The 19,137-nt window shown below is 70.4% G+C and carries 19 protein-coding genes; 7 read left to right on the top strand and 12 right to left on the bottom strand.

Annotated features, from left to right (window positions below):
• Nucleotides 1–11 precede the first annotated feature (11 nt).
• Nucleotides 12–404, top strand: coding sequence for a pyridoxamine 5'-phosphate oxidase family protein (locus ABT288_RS03840; protein WP_351602444.1), 393 nt, complete (start codon nucleotides 12–14; stop codon nucleotides 402–404).
• A 156-nt stretch (nucleotides 405–560) separates the two neighbouring features.
• Here the strand turns inward: ABT288_RS03840 and ABT288_RS03835 are convergent, their stop codons facing one another.
• Nucleotides 561–896, bottom strand: coding sequence for a hypothetical protein (locus ABT288_RS03835; protein WP_351602442.1), 336 nt, complete (start codon nucleotides 894–896; stop codon nucleotides 561–563).
• Complete coding sequence (locus ABT288_RS03830; RefSeq protein ID WP_351602440.1) at nucleotides 893–1,144, bottom strand: hypothetical protein; 252 nt, start codon at nucleotides 1,142–1,144, stop codon at nucleotides 893–895. The genes ABT288_RS03835 and ABT288_RS03830 overlap by 4 nt, the downstream gene beginning before the upstream one ends.
• A gap of 170 nt (nucleotides 1,145–1,314) precedes the next feature.
• Between ABT288_RS03830 and ABT288_RS03825 the strand changes: the two genes are divergently transcribed.
• Genes ABT288_RS03825 through ABT288_RS03815 form a run of 3 tightly spaced genes read left to right on the top strand, consistent with a single transcriptional unit; the run spans nucleotide 1,315 to nucleotide 4,263 of the window.
• Entirely contained in the window at nucleotides 1,315–2,259 is a 945-nt protein-coding gene (locus tag ABT288_RS03825) for a helix-turn-helix transcriptional regulator (RefSeq protein ID WP_351602605.1), read from the top strand.
• Nucleotides 2,260–2,278: 19 nt separating this feature from the next.
• Nucleotides 2,279–3,277, top strand: a complete 999-nt coding sequence (locus ABT288_RS03820) for a helix-turn-helix transcriptional regulator (RefSeq protein WP_351602438.1) — start codon at nucleotides 2,279–2,281, stop codon at nucleotides 3,275–3,277.
• The gene (locus ABT288_RS03815) at nucleotides 3,274–4,263 is read left to right on the top strand and encodes a helix-turn-helix transcriptional regulator (protein ID WP_351602436.1); all 990 of its coding nucleotides are present in this window, start codon (nucleotides 3,274–3,276) and stop codon (nucleotides 4,261–4,263) included. The genes ABT288_RS03820 and ABT288_RS03815 overlap by 4 nt, the downstream gene beginning before the upstream one ends.
• Here ABT288_RS03815 and ABT288_RS03810 read toward each other — a convergent pair.
• From ABT288_RS03810 to ABT288_RS03780, 7 genes are all read right to left on the bottom strand, one after another.
• Nucleotides 4,226–5,272: a helix-turn-helix transcriptional regulator gene (locus ABT288_RS03810; RefSeq protein WP_351602434.1), complete on the bottom strand. Its 1,047-nt coding sequence runs from the start codon at nucleotides 5,270–5,272 to the stop codon at nucleotides 4,226–4,228. The genes ABT288_RS03815 and ABT288_RS03810 overlap by 38 nt on opposite strands.
• Nucleotides 5,273–5,569: 297 nt before the next feature.
• Nucleotides 5,570–6,673: a sugar ABC transporter substrate-binding protein gene (locus ABT288_RS03805; protein ID WP_351602433.1), complete on the bottom strand. Its 1,104-nt coding sequence runs from the start codon at nucleotides 6,671–6,673 to the stop codon at nucleotides 5,570–5,572.
• Nucleotides 6,674–7,026: 353 nt separating this feature from the next.
• Nucleotides 7,027–7,473, bottom strand: a complete 447-nt coding sequence (locus tag ABT288_RS03800) for a heat shock protein transcriptional repressor HspR (protein ID WP_023547970.1) — start codon at nucleotides 7,471–7,473, stop codon at nucleotides 7,027–7,029.
• A 5-nt stretch (nucleotides 7,474–7,478) separates the two neighbouring features.
• Entirely contained in the window at nucleotides 7,479–8,651 is a 1,173-nt protein-coding gene (dnaJ, locus tag ABT288_RS03795; RefSeq protein WP_351602431.1) for a molecular chaperone DnaJ, read from the bottom strand.
• Nucleotides 8,652–8,687: 36 nt separating this feature from the next.
• The gene (gene grpE, locus ABT288_RS03790; protein ID WP_351602429.1) at nucleotides 8,688–9,353 is read right to left on the bottom strand and encodes a nucleotide exchange factor GrpE; all 666 of its coding nucleotides are present in this window, start codon (nucleotides 9,351–9,353) and stop codon (nucleotides 8,688–8,690) included.
• Nucleotides 9,350–11,194 carry a molecular chaperone DnaK gene (gene dnaK / locus ABT288_RS03785; RefSeq protein ID WP_351602427.1) on the bottom strand — a complete coding sequence of 615 codons (1,845 nt, stop codon included), beginning with the start codon at nucleotides 11,192–11,194 and terminating at the stop codon, nucleotides 9,350–9,352. The genes grpE and dnaK overlap by 4 nt, the downstream gene beginning before the upstream one ends.
• A 94-nt stretch (nucleotides 11,195–11,288) precedes the next feature.
• Entirely contained in the window at nucleotides 11,289–12,308 is a 1,020-nt protein-coding gene (locus ABT288_RS03780; RefSeq protein ID WP_351602425.1) for an MraY family glycosyltransferase, read from the bottom strand.
• Between the two features lie 174 nt (nucleotides 12,309–12,482).
• Here ABT288_RS03780 and ABT288_RS03775 point away from each other — a divergent pair, with 174 nt between their 5' ends.
• Together ABT288_RS03775 and ABT288_RS03770 are read left to right on the top strand one after the other, a co-directional pair.
• Entirely contained in the window at nucleotides 12,483–14,765 is a 2,283-nt protein-coding gene (locus tag ABT288_RS03775) for a (Fe-S)-binding protein (protein ID WP_351602423.1), read from the top strand.
• A 291-nt stretch (nucleotides 14,766–15,056) separates the two neighbouring features.
• Nucleotides 15,057–15,794, top strand: a complete 738-nt coding sequence (locus ABT288_RS03770) for an SDR family oxidoreductase (protein WP_351602422.1) — start codon at nucleotides 15,057–15,059, stop codon at nucleotides 15,792–15,794.
• A gap of 60 nt (nucleotides 15,795–15,854) precedes the next feature.
• On the opposite strand, the gene sigJ is transcribed toward ABT288_RS03770, so the two are convergent.
• Nucleotides 15,855–16,769 carry an RNA polymerase sigma factor SigJ gene (gene sigJ, locus ABT288_RS03765; RefSeq protein ID WP_351602420.1) on the bottom strand — a complete coding sequence of 305 codons (915 nt, stop codon included), beginning with the start codon at nucleotides 16,767–16,769 and terminating at the stop codon, nucleotides 15,855–15,857.
• Nucleotides 16,770–17,018: 249 nt separating this feature from the next.
• Nucleotides 17,019–17,345, bottom strand: coding sequence for an antibiotic biosynthesis monooxygenase family protein (locus tag ABT288_RS03760; protein ID WP_351602418.1), 327 nt, complete (start codon nucleotides 17,343–17,345; stop codon nucleotides 17,019–17,021).
• Between the two features lie 130 nt (nucleotides 17,346–17,475).
• On the opposite strand from ABT288_RS03760, the gene ABT288_RS03755 reads away from it, so the two are divergent.
• Complete coding sequence (locus ABT288_RS03755; protein WP_351602416.1) at nucleotides 17,476–18,561, top strand: Yip1 family protein; 1,086 nt, start codon at nucleotides 17,476–17,478, stop codon at nucleotides 18,559–18,561.
• Nucleotides 18,562–18,629: 68 nt separating this feature from the next.
• On the opposite strand, the gene ABT288_RS03750 is transcribed toward ABT288_RS03755, so the two are convergent.
• Nucleotides 18,630–19,127: a phosphoribosyltransferase gene (locus tag ABT288_RS03750; protein WP_351602414.1), complete on the bottom strand. Its 498-nt coding sequence runs from the start codon at nucleotides 19,125–19,127 to the stop codon at nucleotides 18,630–18,632.
• Between the last annotated feature and the right edge of the window lie 10 nt (nucleotides 19,128–19,137).

Here is a 19,137-nt window from a genome sequence, read left to right as displayed (position 1 = left end):
AGGTTGCGGTCATGGCGAAGCACTCTGAGCAGTACCTGGAGTTCTGGCGAGAACGCCACCTGTGCACCCTGACGACGCTCCGGCCCGACGGCAGCCCGCATGTGGTGCCGGTGGGGGTGACGTACGACGCGGAAGCCGGGCTGGCCCGGGTGATCACCGGCAAGTCGAGCGCGAAGGCCGGACACGTCCTGGCGGCCGGGCCCGAGGGCGCCCGGGTCGCGGTGTGCCAGGTGGACGGCCGGCGCTGGGCCACGCTGGAGGGGCGGGCGTGGGTGCGCACGGAACCGGAACGGGTCGCGGAGGCGGTACGGCGCTATGCCGAACGCTACGAGCGGACACCGAGGCCGAATCCGGCGCGCGTGGTGATCGAGATCGCGGTCGAGCGGACCTTGGGGAACCGCTGAGATGGCCGAAAACTTTCAGCCACCCTGGCGTCGGGCCCATAGCGCGACATGCCATGAAATATCCCGGAAACTGCAGCGGCGTCACCGTGTTCAGGTCACGGTGACGCCGCTGCGGGGGGAAGCACCTGAGCGATCTTTTACGACGGGGGAATCGCGTCAGGCACTGCGGGGGGTGGCCGAGATGGTCCTCAGGTTCTGGTCCGCCGGCTCGGCGAGCCGGTGGTCCCGCTGGTCAAGGTTCACAAAGATCATTCCGTACCGGACGGCACACCGCACCGGCTGTGGCGCACCGCGCGGCTTGCGCAGGCACCGGTACGCCCGCACGTCCTCGTCCTCGTCCCGCGTCACGACGACCGGCTCACCGAACACGGTCACCATCAGCGAGTCACCGCTGTGGGGGATGGCGGTGACCAGGTCGATGAAGTGCCAGCCGGAGCGGTACGCCGTGGCCATTTCGCGGCGGAAGGACCGGTCGTCGGGTGGGGTGGTCATGACCGCACGGCCCAGCTGCTGTCGGCGGGGGCGACCCACGAACTGTCGGCAGGAGCAAGCCACGAGCTGTCACCCGGGGCGGCGGACGCCGCGGTCACCCAACTGCTGTCGCCGGGCGTGGCCTTGACCAGCCAGCTGCTGTCCTGTGCGGCATCGCTCTTCGCGCCCGCATGACCGGTCATCACTCCGAAGGCCAGCGCGGCGGAGAAGGCGGCGACAAGCGCCGAGCGAAGCATTCTCTTATGCATAGTCGGCTTCGTCCTCATTTGAAGGTCACCTCTCCCCCGTCCGAATACGACGATGGCCCATTCCGGCACGTCATGGCCACACAAACGATGCATCATGTTCCTGCACGTTCAGGACCCTGGGGGGTGGAGATTTGGCGATAAATGAGACTAAGCGGACACATCCCCACGGGCTGACCGACCTGTGCGAGGACGGGCGACGCCTTTACGGGAACGCTCTCCGGACGGGACGCCTAGCCCGTGCGGAGGTGGAACCCGCGCCGTGTCTGATGGAGTTCGCCCTCCTTCATCCCGATCCCGACGACCCGAACTGGCTGCGTCCGGTCCCCCCATCCATTGCCCTGGCCCAGCGGCTCAACCCCATCGAGCAGGAGATCAGCCAGCGCAGGCGGCAGTCCATCGAACTGGCCGACGCGTTCGAGCCGTTCATGAGCATCAGTGCCCAGCCCACGGCGACCACGCACTCCATCACCGTGCTGGAGGGCCTCGACCGCATCAACGCGGCACTGGATCTGGCCACCTCCCAGTGCCAGACCGAGATGCTCACTGTCCAGCCGAGCCGCCGCCGACTGGAGCACACCCTCACCAAGGCACTGGAGCGCGACCGGCCGATGATCGAACGCGGCTGCCGCATCCGCACCCTCTACCAGCACCCGGCCCGCTACAGCCCGGAGACGCTCGCGTACGTCGCCCAGTTCACCGACGGCAAGGTGGAGTACCGGACCATCGACGAACTCGTCGAGCGACTGATCATCTGCGACGAGACCGTGGCCTTCATCCCCACGCGCGACGACGGGGAGATCGCCCTGGAACTCCGGCATCCGGGGCTCGTCCGCTACCTGGTCAAGGTCTTCGAGTTCATGTGGGCCCGCGCGGTCCCGCTGAGCGCCGGCGCCCCCTACGAGACCGCCCCCGACGGCATCACGGAGATCCAGCACTCCATCGCCAAGCTGCTGGTCGAGGGGCACGTGGACGAGGCCATCGCCCGGCGCCTGGGCATGAACGTCCGCACGTGCCGCGCCCACATCGCCAAGCTCGCGACGGCCCTGGGCAGCGGCAGCCGGGCCCAGCTGGGCTTTCTCATAGCGCAGTCGGGGATCCTGGACCAGGACCTCTGAGTCCGGGAGGGAGGGCACGATGGCCCGGGCCACGCATGTGGCACACGGTGCGGAGGACCTGTGCGCCGAGGGAGCGGCGCTGTACGCACGCGCGCTGCGAGACGGTCACCTGCGTGCCGGGGACGCCGAGGGGGCGCCCTGCCTGGTCGACTTCGGCCTGCTGCGGCCGTCGGCCGGGGCCCCGGACACACTGGAGCCCCTCGCACCCGCCGTCGCCCTGCACCGGTTGCTGCGCGCCTCGGAGGACCGCATCGCCGACGAGCGGCGGCGCGAGGCCCGGCTGGCCGATCTGTTCGAACCCCTGCTGCGGATCGACGGCCGGCACGCCGGGGCCGACGACCCGCCGGCGGTCGCCGTCCTCAGCGGGCTCCCGCGCATCGGCCAGGCCATCACCCGGGCCATGGCCGCCGGCCATGGCGAACTGCTCGCCGTCCAGCCGCACATCAGCCACACCCGCACGCCTGCCGAGGCACGCGCCGAGGCACTCGCCCGCGACCAGGACTTCCTCGACCGCGGCGGCCGTATCCGCACGCTCTACCAGCACACCCTCCGGCACGCGCCCTCGGTCCTCGCCCGCTACGAGCAGCTGCGAGGCGCCGCCGAGGCCCGCACCCTCGACGAGATCACCGACCGCCTCATCGTCGTGGACCGCGCGGTGGCCTTCATCCCGGCCAACGCCGACCGCACCCTCGCCCTGGAGATCCGCCATCCCGCCCTCGTCGAGTTCCTCGCCACCGCCTTCGACCGCCTCTGGCGCCTGGCCACCCCCATGTACCCCGTAGCCGCCCAGCCGCCCACCCTGAACGGCATCACGCCCCGCCAGCGCGCCATCGCCGCCCTCCTGATCGAAGGCCACACCGACGCCCACATCGCGGAGAGACTCGGCATGAACATCCGCACCGCCCGCCTGCACATCGCCAAGCTCGCCGCCACCCTGGGCAGCGACAGCCGGGCCCAGCTGGGCTACCTCATCGGGCGGTCCGGGATCCTCGACGTCCAGGGGGAGGCGGGCCGGTGACGCACCGGGAACACGGGGTCGAGGAGTTGTGCGCCGCCGGTGAGGAGGTGTACGAGCGGGCCCTGCGGGAGGGGCGGATCCCCGTCGGCGAGGCCGCCGACGTGCCCTGTCTCACCGGATTCGGCCTGCTCCACCCGGCGCTGGACGACGTCGGACAGCTCGAACCGGTCGCGCCCACCGCGGCACTGCACCGGCTGCTGCGCGCCTCCGCGGCACGGGTCGCCGAGGAACGGCGGCGCGAGGACCGGCTGGTGGAGCGGTTCGGGCCGCTCCTGCGGATCGACGTACGGCAGGACTCCGGCACCGGCGCCGGGCCGGCGATGCTGCGGCTGCTCAGCGGCACCGAGCAGATCAACCGGGCCATCACCGACGCGATGGTCGACGCCACCGAGGAGTCCCTGACCATCCAGCCGCACGCCGGCCTCACCGGCCCGCGCGGAGAGGTGGCCCGCGACACCGCCTTCGGGCGCGATCAGGCGCTGCTGGACCGCGGCGGCCGTATCCGCACCCTCTACCAGCACACCCTGCGCCATGTGCCGGAGGTGTACGGGCCGTTGGAGCACTTCCGGCGCGGCGACACCGAGGCCCGCAGCCTCGACGAGGTGCCGGACCGGCTCATCGTGATCGACCGCAAGGTCGCCTTCCTGCCCGCCGCCGACGACGGCACGCTCGCCCTGGAGGTCCGTCACCCGGCGCTGATCAAGTACTTCGTCACGACCTTCGAGCGGCTCTGGCGGCTGGCCACGCCGATGTTCCCGAAGGCGGTGCAGCCGCCGTCGGTGAACGGCGTCACGCCCCGCCAGCGCGCCATCGCCACCCTGCTCGTCGAGGGGCACACCGACGCCGTCATCGCCGACCGCCTCGGCATGAACATCCGAACCGCCCGCCTGCACATCGCCAAGCTCGCCGCCACCCTGGGCAGCGACAGCCGGGCCCAGCTGGGCTATCTCATCGCACGCTCGGGGATTCTTGATCAGGAACCGTGAGCGCGCCGGCCGGCAGGCCGGGCCCGCGGTGGCCGTCCAGGCCGACCTGGGCGATCCGCACGCCCAGCTGGGTACGGCTGGCCGCGCCGAGGGTCTCCGACAGCCGGGCGATATGGGCCCGGCAGGTGCGCACGCTGATGCCGAGCCGCTCGGCGATCACGGCGTCCTGGTGGCCCTCGGCGAGCAGCGCGGCGATGGACTGCTCGCGGTGCGAGATGCCCTCGATGCCGGTGTCGGGGAGGGGGGCCGTCAGCGGGATGGCGAGGCGCCAGAGCCGCTCGAAGACCGTCACCAGGTATTCGACCAGGGCCGGGTGACGCAGTTCCAGGGCCATCGTGCGGTCGGCGTTGGCCGGGATGAAGGCCACCGTTCGGTCGAACAGGATGAGCCGGTCGATCACCTCGTCCAGGGTGCGGGCCTCGACCGTGTCGCCCATCAGCTCCAGGTAGTTGAGCAGACCCTGGCCGTGCCGGGCCACGTGCGTGTACAGGTCGCGCATGCGCACGCCCCGGCCGCGCAGGGCCAGTGCCCGGTGCAGCCCCTCGGTCAGCTCGGCCTCCCGGCGGATGCCGCCGGGCTGCACGGTGAGCACCTCGGTCGTGCACGCCTCGGTCGCCTCGTCCATCGCGGCCTGGATCCGGGAGAGCCCGTCCAGCACCCGGATCGCGCTGCCCTCGGCCGGTGCGGCCAGTGCGCCCAGCTGACGGCCGAGTCCGGCGTACCACTCGAAGGCGGCCACCGCCGAGCCCACCCGCCGCTGGCTCTCGCTGACCTCGTCGTAGACCCCGCGCAGCAGCCTGGTCATGACCTCCTGCGGGGAGGTCGGCACCAGCCAGTCCATGTCGTCGGGATCCGGGTGCAGCAGGGCCAGTTCCAGCAGGCAGGGCACCGCCTCGGCATCAGTGCGCGGCACGCGCCCCCGGCGTACGGCCCGGGAATAGACCCGGTCGCCGGCCGCGCACAGTCGGTCGGCGCCGTGTGGATGTTCCTCCGCCCCGCGCCCGGCCATCGCCCATTTCACCCCCGGTGTGCTGCCACTTCCGCAGCGCAACTATGCGCGGCGCCGACCGGGTCCGCAACACGGCTCTCCACAACAGGGCCGCCGTTAAACGCAGTTATGTCCGGGTATCGGCCAGGCTCCGCCCCTCGCATTGCAACAAGCTGATGGTGGTGGCCCGGACCACGTCACGGCATCGTTGGTCCCACTTCCCCCAGGTGTCACCGGCACACCCGGAGGGGACCCGTCCCGCGCCCACGGGGGTGGCGCGGGACGGGGCGCCGCGCAGCCCCGTACGCCTTCGGACGCCTACTTCAGGCCGAGCGCCGTGCACGCAGCCTTGTACTTGGGCGTGCAGATGTCGGCCACGGTGTAGATGCCGTCCGCGAGGACCGTGGACTTGATGTTGCCCTTGGTCAGGGCGACCGGCTGGATCAGCTTGGACGGGATGGCCTTGGTGGTGGGGCTGTCGACCTTGTCCTGGGTGAGCGCGTCGAACTGGATGTCCTGGCTGCGGACCCTGGCGACGGCCATCTGCGCGGCGGCCTCGGCCTCGTCCGGGTAGGCCTTGTAGACGCTCATGTACTGCTCACCGGCCACGATCCGCTGGACGGCGTCGAGTTCCGCGTCCTGGCCGGTGACCGGGGGCAGGTTCGTGACGCCGGCGGCCTTCAGGGCCTTGATGACACCGCCGGCCATGCCGTCGTTGGCGGCGTAGACGCCGGCGATGTTGTTCTTGCCGATCGCGCTGATGGCCCTGGCCATCTCGGTCTGGGCGAGCTCCGGCTTCCAGTCCGTGGTGTCGTACGTCGCCGCGATCGTCACCTTGCCGGTCAGCTCGGAGAGCGCGCCCTGCTTGAACTGCTTGGCGTTGGGGTCGGTGGGCGAGCCGTTCACCATGACGATCTTGTTGGAGCTGTCGGCCGAGCCGAGGGCCTCCAGCAGGGTGCGGCCCTGCACCTCGCCGACGAGCTCGTTGTCGAAGGAGACGTAGGCGTCGATCGGGCCCTCGGCGAGACGGTCGTAGGCGATGACCGGAATGCCCGCGTCCTTGGCCTTCTTCACCTCGGGGGCGATGGCGTGCGAGTCGACCGCGTCGATCATGATGATGTCGACCTTCTCGTCGATCATCTTCTGCATCTGCGAGGCCTGCTGGGAGGCGTCCGCGTCGGCGTTGGCGTACTCCACCTTGCCCTGCTTGCCGGTGAGTTCGGCCACCTTGTTCTTGATGATGGGGTAGTCGAACTTGTCGTAGCGGGTGTTGGCCTTCTCCGGCAGCAGCAGGCCCACGGTGATGTCGTTGCCCTTGCTCGGGCTCGCGCTCGCGCCGTCCCCCGTCGCTCCCAGCACGCCACAACCGGCGAGCGAGAGGGTCATCGTGGATGCGGCCACGGATATGGCGATACGACGCATTCGAGGGCTCACTTCAGGTGCGTTCCGGACGTAGGGCAGCTATACGACCCAGGTGTCTGAAAAGACAACGCGTAGGCCGCACCCGGCGTCAAGCGGAACCACTTAACGAGATGGCAACATCACGCTCCGCGCAGCCCGTGAAGGCCTGGAAAGACTACGCGAATCCCCCTTCATGCCCCCGTTACGGACCCTTCACCGACGCCCGCCTGCCTCGCACACCCGACCGAACATTCTCGGCCGAAGAGGCGGGCGGCTCGGTGGAGGTGCCGGAGCGTGGTGCACCGCCGGCAGGTACGGCGAAGGGGCCGGCGGAATCGCTTCTGCCGGCCCCTGGTGGTCCACTCGGTCCCGCGTCAGTCCTGCTGCCGCTTCGGCCGCCACACCACCAGCGCGCTGGTCTGCTGGACCTCCTGGTACGGGACCAGGTCGCGGCGGTAGGAGGCGTGGACGGCGGCCTCGCGCTGCTGCATCGCGGCCGCCGCGCCGTCCAGGGCCGCCTCCAGCTCCGCGACGCGGGACTGCAGCGCGGCGACCTGGTTCTCCAGTTCGATGATGCGCTTGATGCCGGCCAGGTTGATGCCCTCGTCCTGCGACAACTGCTGGACGGTGCGCAGCAGTTCGATGTCGCGGGCCGAGTAGCGGCGGCCCCGGCCCGCGGTGCGGTCCGGGGAGACCAGGCCCAGGCGGTCGTACTGGCGCAGCGTCTGCGGGTGGAGTCCGGAGAGCTGGGCCGCCACCGAGATGACGTAGACCGGGGTCTCCTCGGTCAGTTCATACGGGTTACGTCGACGGCCGTCCATCTCTCTCAGTCTCCCTTCGCGGCCTCGAACAGCTCCGCCCGCGGATCCTCGCCCGCGGTCGCCTCGCGATACGCCTCGAGCGCGTCACGAGCCTTCCCCGACACGTCCTTGGGCACACGCACCTCGACGGTGACCAACAGGTCGCCGCGGGTGCCGTCCTTGCGGACCGCGCCCTTGCCCCGGGCGCGCATGGTGCGGCCGTTGGGCGTGCCGGGCGGCAGTTTCAGGGTGACGGGCGGGCCGCCCAGGGTGGGGACCCGCACCTCGCCGCCGAGCGCGGCCTCGGCGAAGGTCACCGGGACGGTCACCGTGAGGTTGTCTCCCTTGCGCCCGAACACCGGGTGCTCGCCGACGTGCACGACCACGTACAGGTCGCCCGCCGGTCCGCCCCGCTCGCCGGGCGCGCCCTTGCCGCGCAGCCGGATCCGCTGGCCGTCGGTGACTCCGGCCGGGATGCGGACCTGCATGGTCCGCGAGGACTTGGCGCGGCCGCTGCCCTTGCACTCCATGCAGGGGTGCTCGGCGATCAGGCCGCGGCCCTTGCAGTCGGGGCAGGGGTCGGTGAGCGAGAAGCCGCCGCCGGAGCCCCGGGCGACCTGCCCGGTGCCGACACAGGTCGGGCACACGCGCGGTGTGCCGTTCTTGTCGCCGGTGCCCGAGCAGGCCTTGCAGGGCGCCTGGGAGGACATCCGCAGGGGCACCGTGGCGCCCTCGATGGCCTCCGTGAAGCTCAGCGTGACCTCGGACTCGATGTCCTGGCCGCGCCGGGGCTGGGTACGCGTGCCGGCGGTGCCGCCGCGGTTGAACAGGCCCCCGAAGACGTCACCGATGCCGCCCCCGAAGCCTCCGCCCTGGGTGGTGGTCCCGCCGCCTCCGAAGAGGTCGCCCAGGTCGAAGTTGAAGGAGCCGCCGGCGCCCGGCCCGGGGCGGAAGCCGCCGTTGCCGAACAGGGCGCGAGCCTCGTCGTACTCCTTGCGCTTCTTGGGGTCGCCGAGGACGTCGTTCGCCTCGGAGATCTCCTTGAAGCGCTCCTCGGCCTTGGCGTTGCCCTTGTTGGCGTCCGGGTGGAACTCGCGGGCGAGCTTCCGGTACGCCTTCTTGATCTCGGCCTCGGTGGCGTCCTTGGGGACGCCGAGGACCTTGTAGTAGTCCTTCTCGATGAAGTCCTTGGTGCTCATCCCCGACGTCCCTCCTTCCCCTCAGTGGTCTTCACGTCAGCCCTCGTCCGGGCCACCGTTCTCCTTGTCGTCGGCCTGCTTCGCCTCGGTGGTGTCCTCGGCGCCCTCGGCCTTGACGGTCTGCGCGCCGGGCTGCGGCTCGGCGACGGCCACCCGCGCGGGGCGGATGGTGCGCTCGCCGATGCGATACCCGGGCTGCAGGATCGCCACGCAGGTCGTCTCGGTGACGTCCGGCGCGTAACTGTGCATCAGGGCCTCGTGGATGGTCGGGTCGAAGGGCTCGCCCTCCTTGCCGAACTGCTGCAGGCCCAGCTTGGCCGCGACGGTCTCCAGCGACTCGCCCACCGACTTGAAGCCGCCGACCAGTTCGCCGTGTTCCCGCGCGCGGCCGATGTCGTCGAGCACGGGCAGGAGCTCGGTCAGGAGGTTCGCGATGGCGATCTCCTTGACCGTGATCCGGTCCCGCTCGACGCGTCGGCGGTAGTTCTGGTATTCGGCCTGGAGGCGCTGGAGGTCCGCCGTGCGCTCGTTCAGCGCGGTGCGCACCTGGTCCAGCTGGGCCACCAGACCGGCACTTTCGGTTCCGTCCCCGGCCGGGGCCGCCCCCTTCTCGGAGGAGGCGGCCTTCGGCTCGGCGTCGTCGGAGGTGGCGCCGGAGGGGACGTCGGGCTTCTCCTCAAAGCCCGGGGTCTCCTCCGTCACGCGGCACCGTCCTTGCGCTCGTCGTCCACGATCTCGGCGTCCACGACGTCGTCGTCGGCGGCCTTGGCGCCACCGGCGGCGGCACCCTCCGGGCCGGCCTGCGCGGCCTGGGCGTCGGCGTACATGGCCTGGCCCAGCTTCTGCGAGACGGCCGCGACCTTCTCGGTGGCGGTGCGGATCTCGGCGGTGTCCTCGCCCTTGAGCTTCTCCTTCAGCTCGGCGACGGCCTCCTCGACCTCGGTCTTGATCTCGCCCGGGACCTTGTCCTCGTTGTCCTTGAGGAACTTCTCGGTCTGGTAGACGAGCTGCTCGCCCTGGTTGCGGGTCTCGGCGGCCTCGCGGCGGCGGTGGTCCTCCTCCGCGTACTGCTCGGCCTCCTGGCGCATGCGGTCGACCTCGTCCTTCGGCAGCGAGGAGCCGCCGGTGACGGTCATCTTCTGCTCCTTGCCGGTGCCGAGGTCCTTCGCCGTGACGTGCATGATGCCGTTGGCGTCGATGTCGAAGGAGACCTCGATCTGCGGGACGCCACGCGGCGCCGGCGGCAGACCGGTCAGCTCGAACATGCCGAGCTTCTTGTTGTACGCCGCGATCTCGCGCTCGCCCTGGTAGACCTGGATCTGCACCGACGGCTGGTTGTCCTCGGCCGTGGTGAAGATCTCGGAGCGCTTGGTCGGGATGGTCGTGTTGCGCTCGATCAGCTTGGTCATGATGCCGCCCTTGGTCTCGATACCGAGGGACAGCGGGGTGACGTCGAGCAGCAGGACGTCCTTGACCTCGCCCTTGAGGACACCGGCCTGGAGCGAGGCGCCGATGGCGACGACCTCGTCCGGGTTCACGCCCTTGTTGGCCTCCTTGCCGCCGGTCAGCTCCTTGACGAGCTCGGCGACGGCGGGCATGCGGGTGGAGCCACCGACGAGGACGACGTGGTCGATCTCGTTGATGGAGATGCCGGCGTCCTTGATGACGTTGTGGAACGGCGTCTTGCAGCGCTCCAGCAGGTCGGCCGTCAGCTGCTGGAACTGGGCCCGGGTGAGCTTCTCGTCCAGGTGCAGCGGGCCCTCGGCGGACGCGGTGATGTAGGGCAGGTTGATCGAGGTCTCGGTGGAGGAGGACAGCTCGATCTTGGCCTTCTCGGCGGCCTCACGGAGGCGCTGGAGGGCCATCTTGTCCTTGGACAGGTCCACGCCGTGACCGGACTGGAACTGCTTGACCAGGTAGTCGACGACGCGCTGGTCCCAGTCGTCACCACCGAGGTGGTTGTCACCGTTGGTGGCCTTCACCTCGACGACGCCGTCGCCGATCTCCAGCAGCGAGACGTCGAAGGTGCCGCCACCGAGGTCGAAGACGAGGATCGTCTGGTCGTCCTTGTCGAGGCCATAGGCCAGCGCGGCGGCGGTAGGCTCGTTGACGATGCGCAGGACGTTCAGACCGGCGATCTCACCGGCCTCCTTGGTCGCCTGACGCTCGGAGTCGTTGAAGTAGGCGGGGACGGTGATGACCGCGTCGGTCACCTTCTCGCCCAGGTAGGCCTCGGCATCCCGCTTCAGCTTCTGCAGGATGAACGCGGAGATCTGCTGCGGGTTGAAGTCCTTGCCGTCGAGCTGGATCTTCCAGTCGGTGCCCATGTGACGCTTCACCGAGCGGATGGTCCGGTCCACGTTCGTGACCGCCTGCCGCTTGGCGACCTCGCCGACGAGCACCTCACCGTTCTTGGCGAAGGCGACGACGGACGGCGTGGTCCTGGCGCCTTCGGCGTTGGTGATGACGGTGGGCTCGCCGCCCTCCAGAACGCTGACGACGGAGTTAGTCGTGCCCAGGTCGATGCCGACCGCACGTGCCATGGTTGATTCCTCCAGCTGACTTGAGTGGAACGGACTCAAGTGTGCACGACGGCTCCCCCCGGGTCAACAGACCTGAGTCGATGGGGCTCAAGTCTTATCCGTTCCTTACACGCAACTGGCCGCTGACCTGCGTAGACGGCATCCGCCGGGGTTGCTGGACAGGGATGCGAAGGATCACGCCGACGACCAGCAGAACCCCTCCGGCCACCCACAGCACCGCCCCCTCGCCCGTCCATCCGGTGTGCACGAGCACCCCGACGAGCACCGAGGAGAAGGTGCCGGCCGACAGGAGCACGACGGAGCCCTGCGGGGTGAGCCCGAGGGGGCGCAGCCGGTGCACGAGATGGTCGGGGCCGCGCCGCAGCAGCGGGCGCCGGGCCAGCCGCCGGGCGAGGACCACGAGGACGGCGTCGGCGAGGGCCACCGCGCTGAGGCAGAACATCACCGCCACGCTCGGCACGAGCCCGTACCCCGCGCGCGTGAAGACGAGGGACGACGACAGCAGGAACCCGGTGAACAGCGAGCCGCAGGCGCCGAGCCCGATCCGCGCCGGATGCCAGTTGTGCATGAGGAAGCCGGTCAGGGCGGCGGCGAGAACGCTCAGCAGGACCGCGAGCCCGTCCATCAGTTCCGCGGCCGCGCAGGCCCCCGCCCCGAACGCGGTGACGACCCCGACGGTCCCCGCGAGCCCGTCCGCGTGGTCGAGCCCCCTGAAGGCGAGGGTGGCGAGGACGATCCAGCCCACCGCGAGGATCCCGCCCAGCACGCCCGTCTCCTGGTACGGCACCACACAGGCCGCCGCCACGGCCGTCCCCGCGACGAGCACGCGCGCGCGGATCCGCCAGACGTCGCCGACCAGGCCCAGCGCGGCCACCGAGGCGGCGGCGACCAGCAGCCGGTCGACCCCGTCCCCGAGCGGCGCGATCGCGGTGCGCTGCCCCACCCAGGCGACGAGACAGGTGACGACCACCACGGCGAGCCCGCCGAGCAGCGGCAGCCGCCGCTGGCGGCGCCGGTCGACGATGCCCGCCCGCAGCGCGGGCACCCTGAGCAGCGCCGAGAGCAAGGCGGCGAGGAGCAGGGCGGCGGTAGCGGCGGCGATCCCGTAGAGCACGGCTCTAAGGTAGGGGCGAAAGGAGCAATTAGGTACGAATAACACGATCCGATCAGCCGTGGGATGATGCGCATCACCCCGCGCCCGGCTGCATCCCGCCGGAAGATGGGGGTAGTCTCAGACCGACTGCATAAGTTACCGCTTAGTAATTTCGAGGCCGCCTCAGGAGCCCCCATGCAACTCGCCGCGATCATCGTGTCGCTGGTCCTGACCGTGGTCGGCGTTGCTCTGCTCGCCCGCGCCATCGGTCAGTTCGTCAGGTACTTCAAGCTGGGCCAGCCCGTCCCCGCCGGCTCCCGTACCGACAACCCGTACCAGCGCAGCGTGACCCTGGTCCGGGAGTTCCTCGGCCACACCCGTATGAACCGGTGGGGGATCATCGGCTTCGCCCACTGGTTCGTGGCCATCGGCTTCCTGACGCTGCCGCCGACCATCATCAACGCCTACGGGCAGCTCTTCCAGGCCGACTGGACGCTCCCCGTCGTCGGCGACTTCCTGCCCTACGAGCTGTACATCGAGTTCATCGGCTCGATGACCACCCTGGGCATCATCACGCTGATGGTCATCCGCCTGCTGAACCTGCCGTCCCGCCCCGGCCGCAAGTCCCGGTTCGCGGGCTCCAAGATGGGCCAGGCGTACTTCGTCGAGTACGTCATCCTCATCATCGGCCTGGCGATCTACGCCCTGCGCGGTCTGGAGGGCGCCCAGCACCACGTGGACCACTACGAGGCCGCGTACTTCGCCTCGTACCCGCTGATCCTGGCCCTGAAGGGGCTCAGCCTCTCCACGCTGCAGAACCTGACCTACTTCACCGCCATGATCAAGCTGGGCACGACCATGGTCTGGATGATCACGGTCTCGCTCAACACCAACATGGGTGTGGCCTGGCACCGCTTCCTCGCCTTCCCGAACATCTGGTTCAAGCGCAACGCCACCGGTGAGACCGCCCTCGGCGCCCTGCAGCCCATGACCTCCGGCGGCAGGCCGATCAACTTCGAGGACCCGGGCGAGGACGACGTCTTCGGTGTCTCCCAGGTCGAGCAGTTCTCCTGGAAGGGCCTGCTGGACTTCTCCACCTGCACCGAGTGCGGCCGCTGCCAGTCGCAGTGCCCGGCCTGGAACACCGGCAAGCCGCTCTCCCCGAAGCTGCTGATCATGTCCCTGCGGGACCACGCGCACGCCAAGGCGCCGTACCTGCTGGCCGGCGGCGGCAAGACCATGGAGGGCGAGGAGAAGGCCTCCGAGGAGCAGCTGAAGGACGTCCCCGCCACGGCGCTCGCCGAGGCCGAGCGGCCGCTGATCGGCACCGCCGAGGAGAACGGCGTCATCGACCCGGACGTGCTGTGGTCCTGCACCACCTGCGGCGCCTGCGTCGAGCAGTGCCCGGTGGACATCGAGCACGTCGACCACATCGTCGACATGCGCCGCTACCAGGTCATGATCGAGAGCGCCTTCCCCTCCGAGGCGGGCACGATGCTCAAGAACCTGGAGAAGAAGGGCAACCCCTGGGGCCTGGCCAAGAAGCAGCGCCTGGAGTGGACCAAGGAGGTCGACTTCGAGGTCCCGGTCGTCGGCAAGGACATCGAGGACCTCACCGAGGTCGAGTACCTGTACTGGGTCGGCTGCGCCGGCGCCCTGGAGGACCGCGCCAAGAAGACCACCAAGGCCTTCGCCGAGCTGCTGCACATCGCGGGCGTCAAGTTCGCGATCATGGGCGGCGACGAGAAGTGCACCGGTGACTCCGCCCGCCGCCTCGGCAACGAGCCCCTGTTCCAGGAGCTCGGCATGGAGAACGTGGCCGCGCTGAACATGGCCTTCGGCGAGGAGACCGACGAGGACGGCAACGTCACGCCGGAGTCCAGGAAGCCGAAGTCGGCGAAGAAGATCGTCGCCACCTGCCCGCACTGCCTGAACACGATCGGCAACGAGTACCCGCAGCTCGGCGGCGACTACGAGGTCATCCACCACACCCAGCTGCTGCAGCACCTGGTGGACGAGGGCAAGCTGATCCCGGTCACCCCGGTCGAGGGCATCATCACCTACCACGACCCGTGCTACCTGGGCCGCCACAACAAGATCTACACGCCCCCGCGCGAGATCATCGGCAAGGTCCCGGGCCTGCGCAACGAGGAGATGCACCGCCACAAGGAGCGCGGCTTCTGCTGCGGCGCCGGCGGCGCCCGGATGTGGATGGAGGAGCGGATCGGCAAGCGCATCAACAACGAGCGCGTCGACGAGGCCCTCTCCCTCAACCCGGACATCGTCTCCACCGCCTGCCCGTTCTGCCTCGTCATGCTGACCGACTCGGTCAACGGCAAGAAGAACGAGGGCAAGGCCAAGGAGTCCATCCAGGTCGTGGACGTGGCCCAGCTGCTGCTCGACTCGGTGCGGACCCCGGTCGACCCGGCCGGCGAGACGGAGAGCGAGACCGAGCCGGAGCCCGAGCCGGTGAAGTGACACGCGGCTCCACGACCCGAACGGCGCCCCCTGCAACGCACAGGCAGGGGGCGCCGTTCGCGTACGGACGACCGGGTCGTCGTACGGGGGTCGGCCTTGGCGGACGGCAACGGCGTGCCGGGCGCCGGAGCCGGGGCCGGGGCCGCTGGGGCGTCCTGCGCTGCTGCTGCGCGGCCCGGCTGTCACAGATCCGTCCGCTGCCCTGTCCTGCTGGTGTACGTGCCCACGCACCGGGTCCGGCGGATGTCGCCGGACCCGCCGCGAGGGCCCAGTCAGTGAACGGAGACAGTGATGAAGATCGTGGTTGTCGGCGGTACGGGGCTCATCGGCTCACAGGTGGTCGCGCGCTTGCGCGAGGGCGGTCACGAGCCCCTGCCGGCCGCTCCCTCCACGGGGGTGAACGCCCTCACCGGCGAGGGCCTGGCAGACGCCCTCAAGGGCGCCGACGTGGTCGTGGACGTGTCGAACTCCCCCTCCTTCGACACCGAGCCCGCGCTGGACTTCTTCACCCGCTCGGCGCGGAACCTGTTCGCGGCCGAGAAGGAGGCGGGCGTGCGCCACCACGTCACGCTGTCCATCGTCGGCGTCGACCAGGTCCCCGACTACGGCTACTACCGGGCCAAGGTCGCCCAGGAGGAGGCCGTGCGCGACAGCGGCGTGCCCTACAGCATCGTGCGTGCCACGCAGTTCTTCGAGTTCATCGCTCCGGTGATGGACATGTGCACCGAGGGCACGGAGGTCCACCTGCCGTCAGTGCGGCTGCGTCCCATGGCCTCCACCGACGTCGCCACCGCCGTCGCGGAGGCCGCGCAGGCCGAGCCGTCGTACGGTGTGCGCAACATCGCGGGCCCCGAGATCCAGCGGCTCGACCGGCTCGCCGAGATCACCCTGGCGGCGAAGCCGGACGGCCGTACCGTCGTCACCGACGAGACCGCCGGACCGTTCGCGGGCATGCCCGACGTACTCGTCGGCGACGCCACCGCCCACATCGCCACCACCCGCTACGAGGACTGGCTCAACCGGAACTAGCCGACGGCCGGCCGCCGCTGGTGCGTCAGGGGCGGCCGACGAGCCGGTGTGGCGCGTGCGTCACGGGCGGCCTGCGGGCCTGTGAGCGGAACGCTCGTAGGCCCGCAGCTTGGCGGGGGCCAGGATCCAGTACAGCCCGTCGATGCCGTCCGGCCCGGCCGTGACACCGACCAGGGCGACGGTGACCCCGTTCTGCACCAGACGTATGCCGGGCCGGCCGTTGGCCTCGACGACGCCGTACCCGGCGCCGGGGAAGAACTTCCGGGTGAACGCGCTGATCCTGGCCACGCGCCCGGCCCCCACGACCGCCAGCCGGGCCACACCGCGCATGCCGTTGCCGTCCGCGTAGGCGACGGCGTCGGCCGCCAGCAGGCTCTCCAGGGCGGCCACGTCACCTTGCCGCGCGGCGGCGACGAAGGCCTCGACCAGCCGCCGGTGCTGTGCCGCCTCCACCGGCTCGCGGCGCTCGGCGGACAGGCGCTTGCGGGCCCGGCTGATGATCTGCCGCGCGTTGGCCTGGCTCAGCTCCAGCATGCCCGCGATCTCGCCGTACGAGTACGCGAACGCCTCGCGCAGCACATAGGCCGCCCGCTCGACCGGGTTCAGCTTCTGCAGGACCACCAGCACGGCCAGCTCCAGCGCCTCGCCACGCTCCGCGCCGACCTGCGGATCCACGCTGGTGTCCACGGGCTCCGGCAGCCACGGCCCCACATAGGCCTCACGGCGGACCCGCGCCGACTGGGCCACGTTGACGGCCAGCCGGGTGGCGACCGTCGCGAGGAACGCCCCGGGGTCCAGCACCGCGCCCCGGTCGGCGCCCTGCCAGCGCACCCACACCTCCTGGACGACGTCCTCGGCCTCCGCGACGCTGCCCAGGATGCGGTAGGCGACACCGAACAGCCGCGGCCGCAGCCGCTGGAACACCTCCGCCGCCTCCTCCAGCGAGCCGTCGGTGTGCTGCTGTCGCTCGTCCATGGTGCCGATGCCTTTCGAGACGGTCAGCGGGCAACAACGGTGAGGCGAAGGGGCCGGGCCTCCACAGGGGCGGGAACGCGGCCCTGCCCGGCCCGGCCGGGTGGCGGGGCAGCGGCCGGTACGGCACCGGGCATCCCGTCGCCGCCGTGGCCGTGGCGGTCGTCGTGGCCATGGCGGTCGTCGTGGCCGCGAAGACCGCGTCGACCGGGACCGTCCGCCGCACCGCCCCACCCGCGTGACGCCGTTCGGCTAGGCCTCCTTCGGCCCCGCCTGCTGCACCACCTCGAAGGACCACAGGGTGGAGCCGGAGGCCGCGGGCTTCGGGCGCTCGGCGCCCTCCCCGCCCCCCTGGTGCGCGGACTTCATCGGCCCCTCCATCCACGCCTGGAAGGACTCCTCGTCACGCCAGCGCGTGTAGACGAGGTAGGTGTCGGTGCCCTCGACGGGACGCAGCAGCTCGAACCACTCGAAGCCGTCGGAGCTCTCCACCGCGTGGGCCCGGGAGGCGAACCGCTTCTCCAGAACCTCCCGCTGCTCGACGGGCACGGTCAGCACGTTGATCTTCACTACGCTCATGGCACCATCCTCGCCCACCGGCACCGCGCTCGCCCTCACCAGGTGGTCAGGCGGCGGCACCCCGCGGCGCGGGAAACCGGGGGATACCCCTGACCGCCCCCTCGTCGAGTCGCTGACGGTCCCTTAGGGGATGTCACAGGTCGGCCGCAAAGCCGGGCCCGGATGCCCGGGCCCGGCACGTCACTCTCCGGGACCAGGTACGTTCGATGACGTGGCTGGATTCAGGATCGGACGCGGGGGCCGGGACAACCGCACCCCCCAAGGACAGCAGGCGCCGCAGGGACCGTCGTACGGCCGGCCCGGACCGCAGCACGGGCAGCCGGGACCGTCGTACGGGCAGCCCGCGGGGCCCGCGTACGGCTACCCGCAGGCACCGCAGCGGCCGCACCCGCAGCAGTCGTACCGGCAGCCGGGACAGCGGTCGTACCCGCAACAGGGGCAGCAGCCGTACGGCCGGCCGGGACAGTCCTACGGCTACCCGGGCCCGGCCGACGACGGGCCGGAGTACTTCGGGGACGACGGCGGCTACCCGGGCGCCGGCGCTCCCGGTCACGACCCGTACGGGGCCGACAACCCGGGCCGCACCCAGGCGTTCTCGATCGACGAGGCCGCCCGTTACACGCAGGGCGCGACCTACCAGGCCGGCTCGGCCGCGGCGCCCGCCGCCCCGCTGGGCCCGCGGCTGCACTGGAAGGAGCTGCTGAAGGGGATCATCCTCTCCCCCGACCAGACCTTCCTGCGCATGCGCGACTACACGATGTGGGCCCCGGCGCTCATCACGACCTTCCTCTACGGCCTGCTGGCCGTCTTCGGCTTCGACAACGCCCGCAAGGACGCCATCGGCGCCACGCTCGCCAACGCGGTGCCGATCGTGCTGATCACGGCGGTCGTGATGGTGCTCGGCCTGTTCGTCCTGGGCGTGGTCACCCACACCCTGGCCCGTCAGCTCGGCGGCGACGGCGCCTGGCAGCCGACGGTCGGCCTGTCCATGCTGATCACCGCGCTCACGGACGCGCCACGGCTGCTGGTCGCCATGTTCTTCGGCGGCGACGCGACCTTCGTCCAACTGCTCGGCTGGGCCACCTGGATCGGTGCGGGCGCCCTGCTGACCCTGATGGTCTCCCGCTCCCACGACCTGCCCTGGCCGAGGGCGCTGGGGGCGTCGGCGATCCAGCTGATCGCGCTGCTGTCGATCGTGAAGCTGGGCACGTTCTAGTTTTCCCGGGCATGTGAAAGGGCCCCCGGCGCTGAGGTGCCGGGGGCCCTTTCACATGCCCGGTGTGCTCAGGCGTCCAGCACCTGCCCGGCCCGCTTCACCACGGGCGCCTCGACGCTCCACGGGAAGTTGATCCAGTCGTCGGTCCGCTTCCAGACGTACTCGCACTTCACGAGGGAGTGGGACTTCTCATAGATCACCGCGGAGCGCACCTCGGCGACGGTGTCGAGACAGAAGTCGCGCACGAGCTTGAGCGTCTTGCCGGTGTCGGCGACGTCGTCGGTGATCAGCACCTTCTTGTCGGAGAAGTCGATCACATTGGGGACGGGTGCCAGCATGACCGGCATTTCCAGCGTGGTCCCCACCCCGGTGTAGAACTCGACGTTCACGAGGTGGATGTTCTTGCAGTCGAGGGCGTACGCGAGACCGCCCGCGACGAACACCCCGCCCCGGGCGATGCTGAGCACGATGTCGGGCTCGTACCCGTCGTCGGCGATGGTCTGCGCGAGCTCGCGGACGGCGAGGCCGAACCGCTCGTAGGTCAGGTTCTCCCGAACGTCACTCATGTCTGTGGCT

This window comes from Streptomyces sp. NPDC001093, assembly GCF_040298985.1.
Classification (GTDB): Bacteria; Actinomycetota; Actinomycetes; order Streptomycetales; family Streptomycetaceae; genus Streptomyces.
Note: the sequence above shows the minus strand (reverse complement) of the source record. Positions and strands in the feature narration are given on the sequence as shown.